The 18647-nt window shown below is 45.5% G+C and carries 16 protein-coding genes; 3 read left to right on the forward strand and 13 right to left on the reverse strand.

The window, feature by feature from the left end:
• Positions 1–104: 104 nt before the first annotated feature.
• Positions 105–2984, reverse strand: a complete 2880-nt coding sequence (locus HCR03_RS00140) for a sigma 54-interacting transcriptional regulator (RefSeq protein ID WP_156990242.1) — start codon at positions 2982–2984, stop codon at positions 105–107.
• Between the two features lie 43 nt (positions 2985–3027).
• The gene (locus HCR03_RS00145) at positions 3028–3951 is read right to left on the reverse strand and encodes a phosphotriesterase family protein (protein ID WP_156990241.1); all 924 of its coding nucleotides are present in this window, start codon (positions 3949–3951) and stop codon (positions 3028–3030) included.
• Positions 3952–4209: 258 nt separating this feature from the next.
• Here HCR03_RS00145 and HCR03_RS00150 point away from each other — a divergent pair, with 258 nt between their 5' ends.
• Positions 4210–4485 (forward strand): PfkB family carbohydrate kinase, encoded by a 276-nt coding sequence (locus tag HCR03_RS00150; protein ID WP_187036079.1) that lies wholly within the window; start codon positions 4210–4212, stop codon positions 4483–4485.
• 156 nt (positions 4486–4641) lie between these two features.
• On the opposite strand, the gene HCR03_RS00155 is transcribed toward HCR03_RS00150, so the two are convergent.
• From HCR03_RS00155 to HCR03_RS00195, 9 genes are all read right to left on the reverse strand, one after another.
• Positions 4642–5526, reverse strand: a complete 885-nt coding sequence (locus tag HCR03_RS00155) for a delta-lactam-biosynthetic de-N-acetylase (protein ID WP_083210241.1) — start codon at positions 5524–5526, stop codon at positions 4642–4644.
• A 70-nt stretch (positions 5527–5596) separates the two neighbouring features.
• Positions 5597–5884 carry a DHHW family protein gene (locus HCR03_RS20220; protein WP_187036082.1) on the reverse strand — a complete coding sequence of 96 codons (288 nt, stop codon included), beginning with the start codon at positions 5882–5884 and terminating at the stop codon, positions 5597–5599.
• Between the two features lie 20 nt (positions 5885–5904).
• Positions 5905–7353 (reverse strand): MBOAT family O-acyltransferase, encoded by a 1449-nt coding sequence (locus HCR03_RS00165; RefSeq protein WP_187036083.1) that lies wholly within the window; start codon positions 7351–7353, stop codon positions 5905–5907.
• 10 nt (positions 7354–7363) lie between these two features.
• Positions 7364–7990, reverse strand: a complete 627-nt coding sequence (locus HCR03_RS00170) for a GDSL-type esterase/lipase family protein (protein WP_187036085.1) — start codon at positions 7988–7990, stop codon at positions 7364–7366.
• Positions 7991–8171: 181 nt separating this feature from the next.
• Positions 8172–9908, reverse strand: a complete 1737-nt coding sequence (locus HCR03_RS00175; RefSeq protein ID WP_187036087.1) for a sensor histidine kinase — start codon at positions 9906–9908, stop codon at positions 8172–8174.
• The gene (locus HCR03_RS00180) at positions 9905–10582 is read right to left on the reverse strand and encodes a response regulator transcription factor (RefSeq protein ID WP_066649041.1); all 678 of its coding nucleotides are present in this window, start codon (positions 10580–10582) and stop codon (positions 9905–9907) included. Before HCR03_RS00180 ends, HCR03_RS00175 begins: the two co-directional genes overlap by 4 nt.
• A 200-nt stretch (positions 10583–10782) precedes the next feature.
• The gene (locus HCR03_RS00185; RefSeq protein ID WP_156990236.1) at positions 10783–11295 is read right to left on the reverse strand and encodes a YcxB family protein; all 513 of its coding nucleotides are present in this window, start codon (positions 11293–11295) and stop codon (positions 10783–10785) included.
• Positions 11296–11384: 89 nt separating this feature from the next.
• On the reverse strand, positions 11385–11975 hold the full coding sequence (locus tag HCR03_RS00190; RefSeq protein ID WP_066649035.1) for a hypothetical protein: 591 nt from the start codon (positions 11973–11975) through the stop codon (positions 11385–11387).
• Between the two features lie 22 nt (positions 11976–11997).
• A complete protein-coding gene (locus HCR03_RS00195; RefSeq protein ID WP_066649032.1) occupies positions 11998–12597 on the reverse strand; it encodes a TetR/AcrR family transcriptional regulator in 600 nt (199 codons plus the stop codon).
• A 152-nt stretch (positions 12598–12749) separates the two neighbouring features.
• On the opposite strand from HCR03_RS00195, the gene HCR03_RS00200 reads away from it, so the two are divergent.
• Positions 12750–13466 (forward strand): MBL fold metallo-hydrolase, encoded by a 717-nt coding sequence (locus tag HCR03_RS00200; protein ID WP_156990234.1) that lies wholly within the window; start codon positions 12750–12752, stop codon positions 13464–13466.
• 384 nt (positions 13467–13850) lie between these two features.
• Here the strand turns inward: HCR03_RS00200 and HCR03_RS00205 are convergent, their stop codons facing one another.
• Together HCR03_RS00205 and HCR03_RS00210 are read right to left on the reverse strand one after the other, a co-directional pair.
• Entirely contained in the window at positions 13851–15848 is a 1998-nt protein-coding gene (locus tag HCR03_RS00205; RefSeq protein ID WP_156990233.1) for an oxidoreductase, read from the reverse strand.
• Positions 15849–16142: 294 nt separating this feature from the next.
• Positions 16143–17024, reverse strand: coding sequence for a DegV family protein (locus HCR03_RS00210; protein WP_066649022.1), 882 nt, complete (start codon positions 17022–17024; stop codon positions 16143–16145).
• 798 nt (positions 17025–17822) lie between these two features.
• Between HCR03_RS00210 and HCR03_RS00215 the strand changes: the two genes are divergently transcribed.
• On the forward strand, positions 17823–18641 hold the full coding sequence (locus HCR03_RS00215; protein WP_066649019.1) for a BtpA/SgcQ family protein: 819 nt from the start codon (positions 17823–17825) through the stop codon (positions 18639–18641).
• Positions 18642–18647 lie beyond the last annotated feature (6 nt).

An 18647-nucleotide genomic window follows, 5' to 3' on the forward strand; every position in this document is an offset into this window, starting at 1 on the left:
TGACACGCTCCTCTCAAGGGTAAAAAAATAGATAGACATAAGCGGATCGCTCACATCTATCTATAAAAGAGCAAATACTATGCCAGATTATTGGCTGTTTTTGTTCAGCTTGTCATAATTTCATATATTTTTGCAGATGATTCGGCGTGGCGCAGGCTGTAGAGCCGTTGTTCATCCTGAATTATCCGGTGAAAAATTTGTACGGCCTGCGTGCAGCTTTCATCCAGAGCGAACAAAAACACCAAGTCAGGCACAAAATCTTCCGCCCATTCGATGGGCCGGCGGGTTTTTGCGACACAGATTGCAGGTTTTGTGACAAAAGCCGTGTCCCCATGAGGAATGGCAATTCCACCTGAGAGGCAGGTTACCCCCATATTTTCCCTTTTGTAAACGCTGAGCAGATAATCCGAAGTGACACATCCCGAACGGAAAAGCTTCTCCGTCAAAAAGTCAATCGCCTCGTTTTTATCCGTGAAGTCGACATCACAGAAAATCAGTTCCGGCCGAAGTAGCCCCGAAAGACCGCTTCGAACCTGGCCGCAGTCGGCAAGCAGGTTGGTCAGAGTCATCGTTCCATGACCGGAAAACACATAATTCATGGAAAGGAAAGGGATTCCGGGCAGATCCGGATTCATAGTGCCCACGACGACAAGCACATCATATTCTTTTCTGATCCGCGCCAATTTTTCGAGCATTGCGCGTCGGTCCATAATGCCGAGCTCAATAATATGAATGCTGCTGCATTCCGGAATCGTGGCTTCCATAAAGCCGCGGATTTTGCGCGCGTTTCCCTCGCCGGTCGCACACACGGTCAGAACCGCAGACGGTTTTCCGGTGCGTCTGTCACTGCGGAAATAACCCGCGTTCAGCCGCCCGGATTCCAGCGCGTCGGCCATCTCGTCCAGTGTGCATTCCTCGCTCAGCCCCGCGCGCCTTACGGCATCCAGAACCATCAGGGTATCCACACGGGCAACGCAACGCACCGGGATTCCGGTGCGAAGTTCAATTTCCGGCGCGAAAGTCGCCGGAGAACCCATATCCACCAAAAGCAGGCAGCCCTTTCCCTCATCGATCTCCCGTATCTTGCAGACGGCGTGTTCCAGAGCCTGATCGCGCTTTTCATCGAGTCCCATCGCAATACCGACGGCATTGTCATCCCGAAGCAGTCTGTTTGCCACATCCGCCATAGCCGGCCCAACTTCTCCGTGGGTCAGCACGACAATTCGGACCCTGCTGGCAGGCTGACTGGAGGAAAAAGCATGCAGGTACATCGTTAGAATTACAGTCTCTTCTTCCGGCAGGTTCAGACCGATCTGTCTGGAGCAGGACTCAAGCATCGCGCGGGATGCCCTGTATTCCTTCGGGTATTTTTTTCGTAAATTCGCGGGGTCTTCCTTCGGGCTGTACGTGCCGGACGCCAGATTCCGCACAACGGCATCCAGATGAATGGCAAGAACGCTCTGCAGGTTTTCGTCCAGGTGGGAAAATTCCGATTTCAACGGTTCCACCGCCTGCTGCACAGCAAACCACACCGTCGGGTCCACCAAGCTGCTCAGCATTTGTTCGCCGTCCTGCGGCCCGGCGCCGCTTTCCCTTTGGTCCTGGTAAAACAGGCGAATCTGCCGGGAGAGTCTGGCTCTTGCCACGCGGAGGCCCTCCTCGTCGTTCATACCGTTTTTCTGCAGTTCCAGCAGGGTATCTCGGATCATCTGATAGATGCCTTCCTTGGGAAACTGCACTTCCCCGCCGTCCAGTTCGTTCCCCGACAAAACAAGCTCGCGCCAGAAACGCCCGCCGTCCTGTCTGCGGTGACTGCGAAGCTGTGAATCGGTCCGCAGCAGGTATTCCACCAAGTCCGGACCGATTCGAACCTCATTTTGATTTGAGGACATGCTTTCCAGAAACGCGTTCGCACAGCACACCTGAATATCGCTGTGAAGTTGGCCGACGTTGCCGGGGCATGGGTATTGCAGCAGAATATTGACGGCCTGCGGGTCGACAATTAAAGTCTTTTTCAGCTTGGCGGCCTCCTGGGCGAAAAAATAACGCAGAATGGCATACCGCTCCTGAACCGATCTGTTTTCAAGATCCGGCATCGTAATCAGCATCGGGATACGCCTGCGAAACGTCAGCAGAAGGCTGGACTCCGGTGCGGAGGTGGTCGCGGCGATCAGTCGGACGCTGACCCTGCGGGCCGGACCGGAATCGCCGAGCCTGCGGTAGGCACCCTTGTCAATCAGATAAAACAGTTGCTCCTGCCCCTCGCTTGGAAGCCGGTGTACCTCATCCAAAAATAGGATTCCTCCGTCCGCTTTTCCCACAAGACCGTCCCTCGTCTCGTTCGCGCCGCTGAACGCCCCTTTCGCATAACCGAAAAGCTGACTGATCAGCAACTGCGGATTATCCGCATAGTCCGCACAGTTAAAAGCAATAAACGGCGCGTCCGGAGGAAGGTATCCTTGATGGACGGCGTATTGGTACATCGTCTCCGCCAGAAATGTTTTACCGGTGCCGGAAGGGCCGATAATGAGTGTGTTCAGCCCGTTGGGAGGATAAGCCACGGCCGCTTTCGCCTGGTTAATCTGGGTTTTCAACCCGCTGTCCCATCCTATGATACCGGAAAAATCCTCTTCTTTTCCCGTCTGATTCTGTGAAGAAGACTGCTTTTTTTCAGTTTTCCCCAAGGAAGGCGCCGGCAGTTCTTTCCGAACCATATTGACAAGATACCGTGAAACAGCGTACCCCATTTCGTTCAGACCTATAGTCAGCGCACGGTCGGAGAGGGAACCATTCTTCTCAAGAAGGGCCGTGCAGTCCTTTCTGAGTACGGGTTTGATTCGCTCTCTGGAATCCGGTATCCCGCTCTCATGACGGAGAGTAACCACACGTTCCCGCCGTATTCCCAGAAGAGATGCCAGCTGACTGTCGGTATACGGTCGGCGCGGATTTTCCTTTTTCAGATATTCCATTAATTTATTCTGCATATCACGTTCCCTCTGCAAAATCCCACAACAGGCCCACCGGCGTTCATTGCCCCGTAAAAAAGCGCCTTGGATTTTCCACAACCATCCGGTCAAATTCGTTTTCTGAAAGATAATGCATAAGCTCCCGCCTGAGCCCCGTAAGGATATATGCAAGCCCCGGGCGGCCGCCGTAAGCCGGAAGATAATTCACCTTGCCCATATCTCCCGACAGGGTAATATGGTCGATACAGCCAGCCTCCAGCAGCTCCAGAATCATCTTCACACGAACCCTGTCGTGATCCGCAAGCTCCCGGCCCACATGGTCGAAGCAGATATTGGCTCCTCTCCTGCACAGATCGATTGCATACCGGGCATCCAGCTTACTGTCGATATGGCAGAGCAAAACATCGGACGGATCCACTCCGAGCTTTTCGAGCCGGTCCAGCTGCTGCATCCCCATGGTGCCCTTATCACAGTGGGTGCTTACCGGAATTCCCGTCTCAAGGTGCGCGCGGGCAGCCAATCGGATGGACCGCTCCTCATTCGGCGTAATCTCGTTCAAACTGGTGCCGAATTTGATAACTCCCGGATGGATCCCGGTTCCGTCCATACCGTTTTCCATGTCGTTCAGCAGCAGGCCGTACAGCTCCTCGTCATTTTTCTCCCCAAACCAGGGCGGCATGAATTCCTGTTTATGAAAACCGGTGCAGCAAATCACCTGGATGCCGGCAGCATGCGCGATTCTTTTACAAGCTGCCGGATCCCGGCCGTAATTGATCGGGGTCATTTCGACGATCGTTTTACCACCCGCTTCCCGAAAGCTTTCGGCTTCCCGAGTGGAAGCCCGTTCATTCTGGAGCGTATAATCGGCAAATCGGGGTTCATCCAGTTGGGGCTTTACCATCAGATGTTCATGGACATAGGTAACGCCCAGCTCATCGGCCCCGACCCACCCGTCCACTGTCATTGCTTTATTCCACTTATGCACAAAAGTCACACCCTTTCCCAGTCAAATCCTATTCAGTATAGCATAGCAAGATTTGCTTTTCAATCACGCACGGCTCCGACCATTTTAGGGACGAAACCTTTTTCATTGCAAGCTTGATTGTATTGAAAAATTTAACATGATATAACGCGGCGGAAGGAAAGCAGGGATAGAACACGGGAGCTCTTGGCGCAGTACCGGGAAAACATTTTTTGGGTTACCGCTATTACGATGCCCGGAAAATTGAGCCGCTGTTCGAGTTTGGTTATCGGTGAATTCCTGAAAACCACCCTGGACCTGAACGGAATTTCCACCCAAAATCTTGCCAGGACCGACCGGGTGCACACCACGCTGGTTTTTGTTCTGCTGGACGAAAAAGGGGACCGGTCCTTTATTTATTGCCGCAATCCAGGTGCGGATATTCTGCTTACGCCGGAGAATGTTCATTCGGATCTGCTGTGCAATACGCAGGTAAAATCCGAACACGGAGGCGGCTGCCCCCTGTTCGGATTTTTTTGTCATGCCAAGCGCCGTTAGGCGGAGCAAAAGGCGGCGTTTCACGCTTTCAGAATAAAAATGGACCCCAGAGCAGTTGAGCATTCGAACGGCGGCTTACCGTGAAAGAAGGAATAGTAATAACGTCACAAAATGACTTGTTTTCCCTATGCGAATTACAGCCCGAAATTAAAACCATTAAGATAATCTCGCAAATTCATAGCCTTCTTCTTTCGCCTTGTCGATAAAGGAACCCAATATATCCGCATTATCTTTGGAAACGGCATGAAGGAGGTAAATTGCTCCGTTATGAAGACTGTCCACCACTTTCTTATACGCTTTATCAGCGCCCATCTGTTTTTGAGGATTCCAGTCGACATAGGCAAAGCTCCAAAAAACAGATTTGTACTTTAGACTTTGTGCTAAAGCAAGCGTTCTTTCAGAGAATTCGCCCATTGGCGGGCGGAATAATGTCATGGTGTAATTGAAATTTTCCTTGATATAGCTATGCATCTTCGTGATTTCATCGGATGCTTTAGAAAGACTCAGAGTCGGCATAGACGGATGGGTATAACTGTGATTTCCAACAATATGCCCTTCTTGAATCATGCGTTGAACCAGGTCCTGGTTCCTCTTTGCATAATCATAAGTCACAAAGAATACGGCGGGTACTTGTTTCTCTTTTAATGAATCCAGTATTTTTGAAGTATATCCGTTTTCATACCCTTCATCAAAAGTCAGGTATATTTTTTTCGTATTGTCCCCGATAAAAACGGCGCTGTATTTTCCATATTTATTTTGAAATTGCGTACAGGATACGGGGCGTTTATCAGAGTCAACCTGCGTACCTTGCCCCCAGCCTTGTTTTGTATTGTCCAAACTCCCTAAATCTGTTAAGGGACCAATGGAGCTTGAGCTTTCATTTTTTGCTTGTGCTACGGCGCTCTTATCTGCGTTTGCTGTCACTGCTGATGACTCTTTTTCCGATGCAGCAGAAGAACTGTTATCGTCAGTAGAATTTTTACCGCATGATGTCAAAAGAATCAACATACAAAATATCAATGGAATCACTGATTTCTTCATCTTTTTCACTTCCCTTCAGTTTAGTATGCATGAATTAAGTTTGATTATTTCTGTGAAAACATGGCAGGTCTCATGCAAAATTGGCGCTGCGGCTGCAACCTTTCTTTATATGGACCCAAAAATTGCGGAAAGGGAACTGATCTGAAAAATATGTTTCGACTTTTGTCTTATAATTGCCATCCAGTATCCTTTCAACGCGGAAGGCAGGCCATTGAGTTAAATATCGCATTTCATCTTCTGAAAATGTTTTATCCGGTAAAATCAGATGCAAGATCAACATGGTAAGCATAAATATAAACGGAATTACACGTAGGATGCTCTGTAAAGCAGCAGAAGTGGTTTTTCTAATTATTCGCATTGTAATCCTAATCCTCCAGATTAAAATCGAAAATAAATAAACGGGTTGTAGGTGGAACCAACCATATACGCCGTTGAAAAAAATATGAGTGCGCAATAATACGCGTTTGCCGCTATTTTATAAAGATTGCATGGAACCCTTTTTAGTGATAACGCCAGTTTCTTCGGCCAAGGTGTGGCCGCTATGATACATACAAGATACAGGACGGTATACGGTTCAAGCTTAGCGATTGTTTGGGCATCAATCAATACATTGCCTCCCGCTCCTAACAGAATTCCCAGATAACTCAGCGCATCCGTCAGGCTGGAAAATTCAAAAAACACCCAGCCTATCACAATTAACAGCAGTGAGTATGTGAGACGGACAGCTTTAGGCCATCGTTTCATCCGCTTTTGCAAAAACATTCTCTCTAATACTATTAAAATGCCAAAATAAAGTCCCCATAAAACGAAATTCCAGCTTGCGCCATGCCAGAGTCCCGTAAGCAACCATACGATGAGTATGTTCCGAATTAGCTTCCATTTGCCCTCACGGTTTCCGCCAAGAGGGATATAGACATATTCCTTAAACCATGTTCCAAGGGAGATGTGCCACCTTCGCCAAAACTCCGAGATGCTTTGCGAAATATATGGATACTTAAAGTTTTCTTTGAAATGAAAGCCGAACATTTTTCCTAATCCGATGGCCATATCAGAGTATCCGCTGAAATCGAAATAAATTTGCAAGGTAAAGGCAATGATCCCGCCCCATGCCATAAGTACAGATATTTCTGTACCGGGCATGGCTTTTACTTCAGACCATAGCGGACCTATATTATTGGCGAGCAGCACCTTTTTGGCCAGACCGCACAGGAAGCATCGAAGCCCCGTGCTGAATTTTCGGAGAGTCGTGTGTCTTTCGGCTAACTGTGATTCAATGTCCGCATAGTTCACAATCGGCCCGGCGACCAGCTGCGGGAACATCGAAATATAAAGTGCAAACAGGATCAGACTTTTCTGCGGCTTTATTTTCCCCCTATATACATCAATTACGTAGGATAGCGCTTGAAAGGTATAAAATGAAATCCCGATAGGAAGCGCCGGCGCTGCCGTATTCAGATTCCCGCCGCCGATGGCTGCTATTGTACCGATTAGCATACCGAAATATTTGTAATATGCGAGACAGCCTAAATTAAGCACCAGACTTATTGCTAATAAAAGCTTTCGTCTTCGCTTGCCGGTAGTATCTTTGTCTAAAAAAGAACCTATGCAATAATTTATTATGATGGAGATGAACATCAATAATACATAGGCAGGATCTCCCCATGCATAGAAAAACAGGCTTGCGGCAATCAGCATGAGATTCCTTAAATGCTGTCCATTGGCCCACGGGCGAACCGTTCGAGGAGTGAGCGACCCGCATAAAGAATAATATAAGATTACCGTGACTGGCAAAAAAGCGAATGTAAAAAACAGGCTGCTGAATACCATATGCCCACCGTTATATTGATTCGGAGAGCTTCTTCAGCCACAGCTGATAAAATTCCTTTTTGAAATGAACACCATCTTCGGCAAACAAATCGGGGTTTTCATTTACTATAGCCGCTATGTCCACATAAGTAACGGATAGCTTTCCCGCCATTTCTTTCAGTAGCTGATTATATTCGTCTATTTCTTTATAGCGCGGGTACTGCTTTATCGCCTCCTGTGTTACGGGCATTATGGATTGGAGATATATTTTTATATCCGGCACCTTCTCCTTTATTTGATCAATCAGCTTTGTCAAATCAATTTCAAATAATGCTTTCGGATCATCTACCGGCATGAGCATATCGTCCGATCCTAACAGGATAAAGACGTTATCCGGTTTCTTATCGACTAAATCATCCATGTACTCTTCATAGACATATCCGGCCGTAGCTCCCGCCCCAGCCATTATATTTTCGCTCGGCAGGATCTCATTAAAAGCAAAACCTTCGGTAATGGAATCTCCTAAAAACACACTGTTTTCAAACTGAGCCTTAATATCATCATCTTCGGCTGCTTCATTTCCGGCAGGTTTATTCCCGCAGGCAGCCGTACCAATTAGAAGAATGCCTATCAGGAAACATATCATTATTTTTTTCATAAGAAATACCTCTTTCCTTTTGATACCTGGATGTTACAGCAACAAAATGCAGAACAGGTGCAGAAGGGATGAAGTTTAGATGTTGTTTTTCCTTCCTGCTTAAAAAAACAGCCGCGAAGGATATCATCCTTCACGGCAGTCACGTTTTTTTTACGATATCAAGTTAAGGCCAACTATTGTTTTATGGCTGTACCGGCAGTATAAAGAAAAATCGGACGCCGTCTTTTGTATTTTCCACACCATAAGATACATGATGAAGCTCCAGTATTTCCTTGGATATGGAAAGCCCAAGACCTGTACCTGATTTGGATGATCTTTCCTCAACACGATAGAATTGATTCCATATCTTTAACCTATCTGCCTCTGAGATCGGATTTCCCTGGTTTTCTATGTTGATTTCTGCTGCTTGTTCATTGCTTTTTACGGTGATTACAATCGCATGTCCATTTTCCGTATGCCGGATCGCATTACTGAGAAAATTGAAAATTACGCGGCTTATTAGACCTTTATGACCGAAGACCGTTTGGGGAGAAAGCTCTAAGGTGAGCGCGATATTTTTCTCCTCTATCTGCCCGGCCAGCGAAGCGGTGACGTCGTTTATCGCTTCATCAATCTTAAAAGGAGACATTTCAGGCTTATAGGTGCCGGATTCAAATTTAGCCAGATCCAGCATGTTGACGACTAACATGTCCGTCCTTTGTATTTCGTCTTCCATCGCCTGAAAGTAATGGTCTCTTTTTTCAGCCGCAATTCCGTCTTTTAAAATAGAGAGACAACTTTTCATAACAGCAAGAGGTGTTTTCAGCTCATGAGACACGCCGGCAATGAATTCCTTCCGTGTGTTTTCCAACTGCTTTTCTTTATCAAGATCCTGCTTCAGCTGATTAATATACGTTTCTATCTGGCTCGACAGATAATTGATGTTCCTGGACAACTGACCGATTTCATCCTCGGAATGCACGGGCAGCTTTTCGGAAAAATCCATGTTTGCTATTTTTCCCGTAATCTTATTGATGGATATCAGCGGTTTCGCCAGCCACTTGGAAAAAATAAATGCTAAAAACAGAACGCATAGTAAGGTAAATCCTAAGAAGTAAGGATAGAATTGCCGTATGACCGCAATCGCCTCATCGACGGGCTGAAGAGAAATCATTGCGAAAATATACTCCGTTACCCCGTTTTTCTTTACCGGTTCTATGATGATCCTATATTCGGCAAAATTTTCTGTTGAACTCAGCTCTTCCGTCTCCTGAAGGAGTTTGGCATCATCAGCGAACAGACCGGCCTGAAATTCTTTTACCTGCTCCAAAAAATAACGATCCTGATAAGGAAACGGCAAATTCCCGGTTTGTTCTGGAAATACGGTTTTCGTTATGGTTCCCCTGTACAGACCGGTTTCAAGGTTACGGTACGCTTTATCGGCATGAGGCCCATTCAGTTTGTCTGCAATGTTTAAATTTACGAAACCCATTGGACCCGTCTGTATTTGATAAGGGATCTGTTCATCCGCTAGATTAACTGCGTCGATCGTTACGTCATCGCCTTCCTTTAGTAAAGAATGCACGTCGGATGAAAACTCTCCTTCAAAGGAGTACATTGGAATTCTCCAAATATTCTGGGATGCGTCTTTTAGTTTCACTTCAAGATAGTAACTTTTTACATCGCAGATCCGTCCGTATTTATCCAGTTTGGTTATCCAGACGTGGTTATTCTGATAAAGATCGGCCGATGCCGCTTCCGATCCTTTTTTTGCAGCCAGATCAGAATATGTGTCCATGTACGTCTTGAGAGTATTTAATTTTTCATTGATGTAATACTTTTCAAAAAAGTAATTTTGCGCGATGCCAATGAATAAAAGCACCGTGGAAAAAATAAAAGCCAGTAATAGAAACCATTTATAAACGATACTTTTTCTCATAGCGGTTCCTCTTGGAATTTATATCCAGATCGGATCACGGTAACAATGCAGTTGCCTTTACTGCCCAACTTTGCACGCAGATTTCTGATATGGCTGTTCACTGTCTTTTCATCACCATAAAAATCATAGCCCCATACCTTTGTAATCAGCTGCTCTCTGGTAATTACAATTCCTTTATTTTGCATTAAATAAGCTAAAATTTCAAATTCTGTATGTGTCAAATTAATTGTAATGCCATCTGCATAAACAAGTCTTGATTCCATATTTATGACAATACCGTCGGATGATAAAGGCGTTCGTTCTATGGTATCAGCGTGTTTTTCAAGAAAGCGTTTTACTTTTGCCATTAAAACGCGGGGACTGTATGGTTTGATCAAATAGTCATCAGCGCCCAGCTCATACCCCAGAAGAGAGTCATCCTCATCGGAACGGGCAGTTAAAATGATTATGGGAATACCGGAGCTTTTCCGTATCCTGCGGCACACGGACCAGCCGTCAAGCTTCGGCAGGACAATGTCAAGGATTACTAAATCAATGGGATTTGAGTGAAACTGTTCTATAGCTTTCTCTCCATCGGCGGCCTCTAGTACCTGATATCCATCCGCGATCAAATAATCTACTATCACTTCGCGCAGAATATCTTCATCTTCAACAACCAAAATTTTATACATCATATAGCCTCCATAATGGAAAGGTGTCGGCGCTGTATTTTTATACATGAGTTCTTTTTACTATTGTACCATACTGCTACTTTCAACCCTTTTTATCGGCCCGATTTTTGTTTCGGATTATTCGGATATTGGAAATATTTGCCTTGAATTTCTTAATAATGATGAAAGGCAACTGATGTGGCCGCGTGATTTTCCCTGCCTTTTTACTTTTTATGCAATCGATTTTGGACGGCTTCCAAGCATCCTTCTGTGAATCCGTCTTTTCGTACGAAGGAATATACTTTATTGGAGAATTCCATGATAAAAAGATTGTCCGTTTGAACAATTCTCTTGATTTCTGTATAAAAAAGAGTTTGAACCGTTTCTTCACCGACCATTGTCCCTAAACGATCCCAATAAAAGATCATTCGCCCTGTACTGTTGTGAGTCATACAATACTGCTTATAGCGTACTCCACCAAGCCAATGCGGAAACACAGCGTACACGAAAATGGAAATGATCAAACAAAAAGTCATCAAGATCAGTAGTCCTTCTGATACGATGTGGGTTTTCAGCAGGGCTGATACAATAGCAGCCGAATAGATAACTGCCACACAAATAATGACTATAATAAAAGTTACTTTACCCGAATTTTTCCTGATTGCCTTCTCAAATTCAATGAAATCCGATTTGCCTAGTGACAGATTGTTTACCGCCAGAACGTCATTTTCATTCATGTTTTTCGCTTCCTCTCTCTGCACAAACGAATGCATCGCATGTTACCGTATGTTTTATAAGCACACTAATGTACGGAGTATAAATCGGACTAAACGGATTGATCAATCAAACCTATATGAGTGTCTGCCACAAAACTGTTTTTTTGATTTGATTTTGCAGCATTATTCCAAGCCTCATTATAGATACCCAAAAGCTCGGATTCACGGGCGTTCTCCGCCGTTGTTCCATAGGAAATCCACCTGCCGTTTGAGTAAGAGGCCACCATTTCACCAGTGCTGTCGTAAAATTCAGCATAAGACACATCAGCTGCTTCCTTACAATACTTAACGCTGCCAAGCAGATAGTCGATCAGGTTAAGTGTTTTAGGCTGTGGATTGCTATTTTTGAATATTGCTTTGAATCCCCTGGAGATAATATTCTTTCTGTCCGGAGAAACAGCAGAAACATAACTTTTTACCAGGCTTCTAAACCCAGCGGAATCCGACTGAAATTTTCCGGCAGACTGGTCTTTTTTTGCCTGTTCTATGATAGCTTCCCTGTATTTTTCATCGCTCATGGCAAGAGGTTTCTTCGTATTAAAGTCAAAATCGTTATAATTCGGCGAAGGTACATTACCGGTTTTCCTAGAGCCGGATAATAAGCTGCCTTTTGCGAAGGCGTCGTAATTTTCTACCCGCATATAATATCTCCTCTTTCACTTTTCATTTCAACACATAGAAACAGATCATATCTGTAAGTTCCTGAATCAAGGCAGATTCATCACAAGAACGGCCAAATATCCGTATGCTGTGAACGACCTCTTCTACACTCTTAAAAATCAGAAAGGCAGCGTTATTTGTATCGGTAACTCTTATTAATCTTCGGTTTTCATTTAACAGCTGCGCAATATGGTTAATCATTTCTGCCTCGTAATGATTGACGATATTCCGAATTTCTTCATCCGAATATGTCATGGCTAGAATTTCTCTGTGAAATTCGGGAGAATAACTGTGAGCGTCAAGCACTGCGAGGATATACTGCCGAATGATAATTTTGGGATCGTCATCCTGAAGGGGCTTCACCTGAACTTGGGCAACAACATGTTGATTGTATTCGTGAAGGATTTCAATAAATAATGCCTTTTTGTCGCTGAAATACGAGTAAAAGGCCCCAATGGATGATCCGGCAGCTTTTACGATTTCATTTGAAGATGTATTATAATATCCCTTTTCAGAGAACAGCTCTTGCGCGGCTGCTTTTATTTTTTTCTTTATTTCAATACTGCGCTTTTGCTTTGGTATTCTAACTTTATCAGCACTCATGCTGAGTCCACCACCAATCCTGTTTTATTTTACTATAGCAAGGGTGCATAAGTCAACAAACATGAGTCTGCGCTCTTGTTTGTTGACAAAAGGAATAGCTTCTGCTATTCTGCAATAAGAGCACTAGCTCTTATTTGCGAAATGGGGGATTCATGATGAGTAATTACATCCGGTTGAATTTAGGAATTACGAAAGTGTATCTGTTCCCGTGTACGAATGGTTATTTGCTAATTGATACCGGTTATGAAACCGATTATAAAAAGTTCAGAAACAGGCTGGAAAAGGCCGGAATCGAAATTGACCAGATCAAGTATTTGCTGCTTACCCATTACCACGACGACCACTCCGGTTTTGCAAATAAGCTCAAATACGAATTTGGGATTCCCTTGATTGTGCAAAAAAAATCTGTCCCTCTTTTGGCTCAGGGGGACAGCGGTGAGGAAGAAGAAGGACATTACATAACCCGCCGTATGCGGCTTTTGTTCTCCGTTTTCGAATTATTCCACAAGGATTTCAAATATCCGCCTGTTCTCATCAATAATCGGGATATATTGGTTGACGGTGATGATCAGAGAATCTTGCGGGCACTTGGCATTCATGCTGATATTTTGTTTACGCCGGGGCACTCTGCCGACTCCATGAGCGTTCTGTGCGATGATGGTGTTGCTATTGTGGGGGATGCGGCTATGAATTTTCTGAAATTCACCGGTACTCATTATCGTCCGATCTATTACAGTAACCTTGAGCAAACCTATCAAAGCATTCAAAAATTGATTTCTGCCGGAGCTCAAACGATATTGCCTGCTCACGGCAATCCTTTTCCCGCTAAAAAGCTTAAAAACATGCTTGCACGTTTTAATATTAGTTAGGGTTTTTCCCGGGCGGTTGGAGAAGGTGACAGACTTGCCCAAGAAGCATCCTTCCTATGGTTCTGGACCTTTCCGGATCTGGCGGGTGTTCTCGTTCCACTGCTGCCGATCTCCTCAATCCCTTTTTTACGGCAATGACCAATGAGCCTCAAATCATAAATCCTGGTACAAGTCATATTCAAATCATCGCCATAGGGATTTCATTTTCTATTGGGTCTCCGCTATTTTAATGGCAATCGGTCAGAAGGAAAAAGGTCAAATGTCCCCGAGTAAAAAAGATCTTATGTAATGCCGGGATAGGACTTTATATTATCCAAGCCGAATAAATTCAGGCATAGCAAAAGGCCGTCGAAAAAAAAGTCGACGGCCTTTTCCGTGCAGAATTCAGATGTTATTAGCAACTTCAAAAGCATCCCAGATGGCATACATGATATTTGCCACATTCTTTGCGTCTCCCAGCAGATAGATTTCAGATACATCAAATTCGAGCTGCCGGTACAGCGAATTTTCAGGCTTGTAGCCGACCGACAGAATTACACTGTCACATTCCAGCTCTTTTGTTTCTCCGCTCAGGACCACTGAAAGTTTTCCGCCGCCGTAACCTGTGACCTTTGCGGAGGTAATTGTTTCAATGTTGTTATAGGGAATCAGACGTTCGAGCATTTCTCTATTTGCGTGGCAAAGAGGCGCGTTTACAGCTAGAAGTTTGTCAAGAGCTTCCACAATTTTGACTTTCTTGCCCTGCCGTGCCAGCCACAGTGCGGTCTCGCATCCAACCAGTCCGCCGCCGATGACGACCGTCGACTCGCCGGGATCTTTTTCTCCGTTTAGAACGTCCGCCGCCGTATAAACGTGGGCATCGTCTCCCAGAGAAAAGACCTTCGGGGTTGAGCCCGTCGCGACAATGACAGCGTCATAATCGCTCGAAAGGACGAATTTCTTTGTGACCTTGCGAAGAAAGTTTACCGGAACATTCAGCAGTTTCAGCTGATTCCGATACCATTCCGCTAATTTCCGGTCGTCTTCCTTAAAGTCCGGGGCGCCGCCGGGAATCAGGTTTCCTCCCAGCTTATCGGTTTGCTCGAACACCTCCGGCATATGGCCGCGCAGGGCGAGAACACGGGCCGCCTCGCATCCTGCCACACCGCCGCCGACGATAAGCACTTTTTTCGGTTTCACTACCGGGTTATAGGCTGTGAAGCGTTCACGGGCTGCCTGGGGATTCACCGCGCAGTTGATTGCCGAATATTCCTGAATGCGCCCCATGCAGCCTTCCTGGCAGGAAATGCAGGGGCGGATCTCGTCCACCTTGTTTGCTCTTAATTTGTTGACGTAACAAGGATCGGCCAGAAGCGGCCTGCCAAGGCTGATGATATCGCAGACGCCTTCTTTGATTGCTTCCAGCGCCATATCCGGGTCATCCATTCTGCCAGCACAGGATACCGGGACGTTGACCGCCTTTTTTACCAGCTTTGCATACGGCATATAGAGACCCTTTTTCTGATACATAGGCGGATGGTTCCACCACCAAGCATCGTAGGTCCCGACATCGACATCCAGCGCATCATAGCCATACTGAACCAAAAGTTTCGCAGCTTCCAATCCTTCCTCGATATCGCGGCCCTTTTCATCGAATTTTTCACCCGGCAGAGCGCCCTCGCGCCAGTCCTTAATCATGCTCTTCAGGCTAAAGCGCATTGATACAGGAAAGTTTTCGCCGCAGCGCGATTTGATTTCCTCAACGATCTCTCTCGCAAAGCGAAGCCTGTTCTCCAGTGACCCACCGTATTCGTCCGTTCTCTGGTTGAACATTGAAATAGCAAACTGATCGAGCAGATAACCTTCATGAACGGCGTGAATCTGAACGCCGTCAAATCCCGCGCGTTTCGCGTTGAAGGCTCCGTCGCCGAACGATTTGACGATGCTTTTTATCTCTTTCACTTCAAGTGGGCGGCAGGTTTTGTTCAGCCACCGGTGTTGAATCGGAGAAGGCGCGACGGGCGGAAATTCCCCCAGGTTCGTAGGAATCGTCACACGACCGAATCCCGCCGACATCTGAAGAAAAATTTTGCTTCCGTAAGCATGAATTCGTTCGGTCATTTCTCTGCCGGTTCTCACGAAATGGACCGGGTTGTATGTGGAATTCGGGCAGTTCGGCATGCTTTGTTTCTCAACTTCACAGTCCGAAAAGGTGACGCCTGTGAGGATGAGGCCCGTACCGCCTTTCGCTCTTTCCACATAATAATCGATCCCGCGCTGGTTGAAGCCGCCCTCCGTGTCGGAAAGTCCGAGCGGACCCATGGGTGCCAGACAAAATCTGTTTTTCAATTCGACTCCGCCGATTTTGACCGGCTCAAATAGGACTTGATACTCTTTGTTCATTTAAGCCACCTCGTTTTCAATTTTGTTTAACCTGAAACTCTGTTTCTATCGTTATTTATTTAATCAATGCCACTATAATGCCAATAGCCACTACTGAGTCAAGGAACCTGATATTTATAATATCTTCACTTTCAAAAAAGTGCAGAGCGCCCGGCGTCATTCCAAGGATCCGCGCGACATCGCTGATGCGGTATTTGATTTTGATCACTCCCAAGCCTGTAGCGACTGTTGACTTTACTTGGATTTGCTGAGTTGCTATTCTTATTACTTGTTACTTGGTTTGCGGGGCACTAATTATATCAGAGGATTTTCCACAAAGCCGATTCCTATTGCTCCAGGACCTGAATGCGCTCCTACGGTAATCCCCAGGTCACTTTTATAAATTTGGCCGGCAAAATTGCTTATTTCTCTTAAATAATTGATGATATAGTCCGCATCTTCCTGATATTCAGCGTTTTGTATTATAACAATCATTTTATTGATATCACTTATCCTTGAAACCGCGATATCGATCATCGTTTTAAGTGAGTTTTTTCTTCCTCTTACAGCTTTGACCGGGTGAACGACGCCATCCACAAATTCACAGATCGGTTTAACGTTGGTTAGTTTTCCAAGGAAAGCGGCCGCGCCTCCGATTCTGCCACCGGATTTCATATATTTTAAGCTGTCCACCGCAAAAAGCGTGGTTGTATTTAAAACCATTTTATTGGCCGTCTCAACAATATCCTCAAAGCTCTTACCGCTTTCGATCATTTTAGCGATCCCAATTTCCAATGAAGCCTGTCCACAAGCGCAGATGTTTGAATCGATCACCTCTATTTGGATATCGCTATTTTCTTCTTCAAATAGTTTTTTTGCAGATATGGCCGTTTGAAAGCTTGAAGACAGTTTGGAAGAAATTGTCGTCACAATATATTGTTTCGCGCCCCTCGCATACTGCTGCTCAAATATGGTTAACCAATCATAAATATTGGGACAAGCTGTTTTGGGGACCTGATGGGGATATTCTTCCATATGCTTATAAAAATCAGTAATGTTATAATCGATATTTTCGCGGCAGTAATCGGGGTTGTTAAATTTAAAATAGAATGGAACCTCACTGATGTTTTGCTGGTTAATAAAACTTCGTGGCAGATTACCCGAGGAGTCTACTATTTGGCATATCGCCTTGCTCATTAATTCACCTTCAAAAACAATTTATTACCCGTTGTGAAGCCTGTGGCAAAGTTGATTCAACTTTTATCATTTATATCATAATACTTATTTTGACAATAGGCAATCATTGGCTGAAATCTTATTAAGAGCGCATTCCGACGACGCCACCGTTTCATAGCGCAAGTTGGAGACTGAATGTGGAAACGCAAAGTTATTCAACCGATTGCTTCTTGTGACCGCGCACATCCCGGCGCTTGTGGACTAAGTGTGGACCGAATTTGGCAAATTTTTGAAATTGGTTCCTATATCGAGTGCCATTTTAGCTCTCAGCGAAAAATATACTTCGTGAATTATTGGCCTTCGTAATGTGGATAATACTGTTTTAAAATCAATATCCTTATTATTTTTCCCTGTAATAACACCGGGCTATCCGTAGGTGTTTTTAAGGCCGCGTGAAATGGAAATAATTTACTGTAGAATGCGATGCTATCCCCTTGATAATATGGCGCGCGGTCGCCATGCGCCCCTCCTTTCCTGCAAAAATCAAAATGCCTTTCTCTATAACAAAACACCAGATACGCCGTGATTTGGCTATAGAGCCATTCAAGGACGTGCTTTATGCCTTTGGCGTCGTTGCTTGGGGCGATTTGCTATCACAAAGCTGAGTATCCCCCTCTTACTTTAAGGACGTTTTTTCTTTGCATGCGGTTTCTGTTTAGAGTATTTTCACATAAATTTATTTATGTCATTGACTTTATATAACACTTTTGTTATGATATATATCGTTATATAACATTATATATCAAGGGAGGAAAACGCATGTCCTGGCTTTATGATATGTTTCATACGGAAAAACCCATTATTGGTTTGCTGCATTTAAAAGCACTGCCCGGCGATCCGTTGTTTTATAAGGATGGAAGTACCTTGAAAGAGGTTCTTAATCGGGCGAAATCCGACCTTGAGTCCTTGCAGGCCGGGGGAGTCGACGGAGTGCTGGTTACCAATGAATTCAGCCTTCCATATCAGAAAAAAGTTTCTCCCGAGACTCTGGCTGCCATGGCCTATGTGGTGGGAGCATTATCGGAAGATTTTACGGTTCCTTTCGGCGTGGAGGCAATTTATGACCCTGACGCCACAATCGAAATCTGTGCGGCTACGGCTGCGCAGTTCACCCGATGCATGTTTGCAGGAGTATGGGCGGGGGATCTCGGTTTGATTGACAGGGACATTGGAAAGACGATCCGGTTAAAAAGTGCGCTTCGGCTGGACAATCTGAAGCTGACTTATTTTATTAACGGGGAGGGGGAAGCGTGCCTGGGAAACCGGGAGCTTTCCGACATTGCGAGGACACTGCTTTTTAACTGCCGGCCGGACTGCCTGGTGGTTGCGGGAGGAATGGCCGGAAGTAAGCCGTCCTTGTCCCAGATGTCGCAGATCAAGGCGACCGCCGGCGATACTCCGGTTTTTTGCGGAACGGGCTGCAATCTTGAAAATGTAGAATCCATACTTGGCGTCGCGGACGGGGCCTATGTCGGGACGACGTTTAAGGAAGGGGGAAAAATTACAGGGAGAATCAGTACGGACCGGGTTTCCGAATTTATGAAAAAAGTCGATGAATTCCGGAAAAAGCACGCATGAAAAGAG

It is taken from the genome of Caproicibacter fermentans (assembly GCF_014303955.1).
In the GTDB taxonomy this organism is placed as follows: Bacteria; Bacillota; Clostridia; order Oscillospirales; family Acutalibacteraceae; genus Caproicibacter; species Caproicibacter fermentans.

Coding starts and splice junctions, on each gene's coding strand:
- HCR03_RS00140 (WP_156990242.1), bottom strand. CDS start 2,984: ATGCAGAATAAATTAATGGAATATCTGAAAAAGGAAAATCCGCGCCGA.
- HCR03_RS00155 (WP_083210241.1), bottom strand. CDS start 5,526: ATGAAGAAATCAGTGATTCCATTGATATTTTGTATGTTGATTCTTTTG.
- HCR03_RS20220 (WP_187036082.1), bottom strand. CDS start 5,884: ATGCGAATAATTAGAAAAACCACTTCTGCTGCTTTACAGAGCATCCTA.
- HCR03_RS00165 (WP_187036083.1), bottom strand. CDS start 7,353: ATGGTATTCAGCAGCCTGTTTTTTACATTCGCTTTTTTGCCAGTCACG.
- HCR03_RS00170 (WP_187036085.1), bottom strand. CDS start 7,990: ATGAAAAAAATAATGATATGTTTCCTGATAGGCATTCTTCTAATTGGT.
- HCR03_RS00175 (WP_187036087.1), bottom strand. CDS start 9,908: ATGAGAAAAAGTATCGTTTATAAATGGTTTCTATTACTGGCTTTTATT.
- HCR03_RS00180 (WP_066649041.1), bottom strand. CDS start 10,582: ATGATGTATAAAATTTTGGTTGTTGAAGATGAAGATATTCTGCGCGAA.
- HCR03_RS00185 (WP_156990236.1), bottom strand. CDS start 11,295: ATGAATGAAAATGACGTTCTGGCGGTAAACAATCTGTCACTAGGCAAA.
- HCR03_RS00190 (WP_066649035.1), bottom strand. CDS start 11,975: ATGCGGGTAGAAAATTACGACGCCTTCGCAAAAGGCAGCTTATTATCC.
- HCR03_RS00195 (WP_066649032.1), bottom strand. CDS start 12,597: ATGAGTGCTGATAAAGTTAGAATACCAAAGCAAAAGCGCAGTATTGAA.
- HCR03_RS00200 (WP_156990234.1), top strand. CDS start 12,750: ATGATGAGTAATTACATCCGGTTGAATTTAGGAATTACGAAAGTGTAT.
- HCR03_RS00205 (WP_156990233.1), bottom strand. CDS start 15,848: ATGAACAAAGAGTATCAAGTCCTATTTGAGCCGGTCAAAATCGGCGGA.
- HCR03_RS00210 (WP_066649022.1), bottom strand. CDS start 17,024: ATGAGCAAGGCGATATGCCAAATAGTAGACTCCTCGGGTAATCTGCCA.
- HCR03_RS00215 (WP_066649019.1), top strand. CDS start 17,823: ATGTCCTGGCTTTATGATATGTTTCATACGGAAAAACCCATTATTGGT.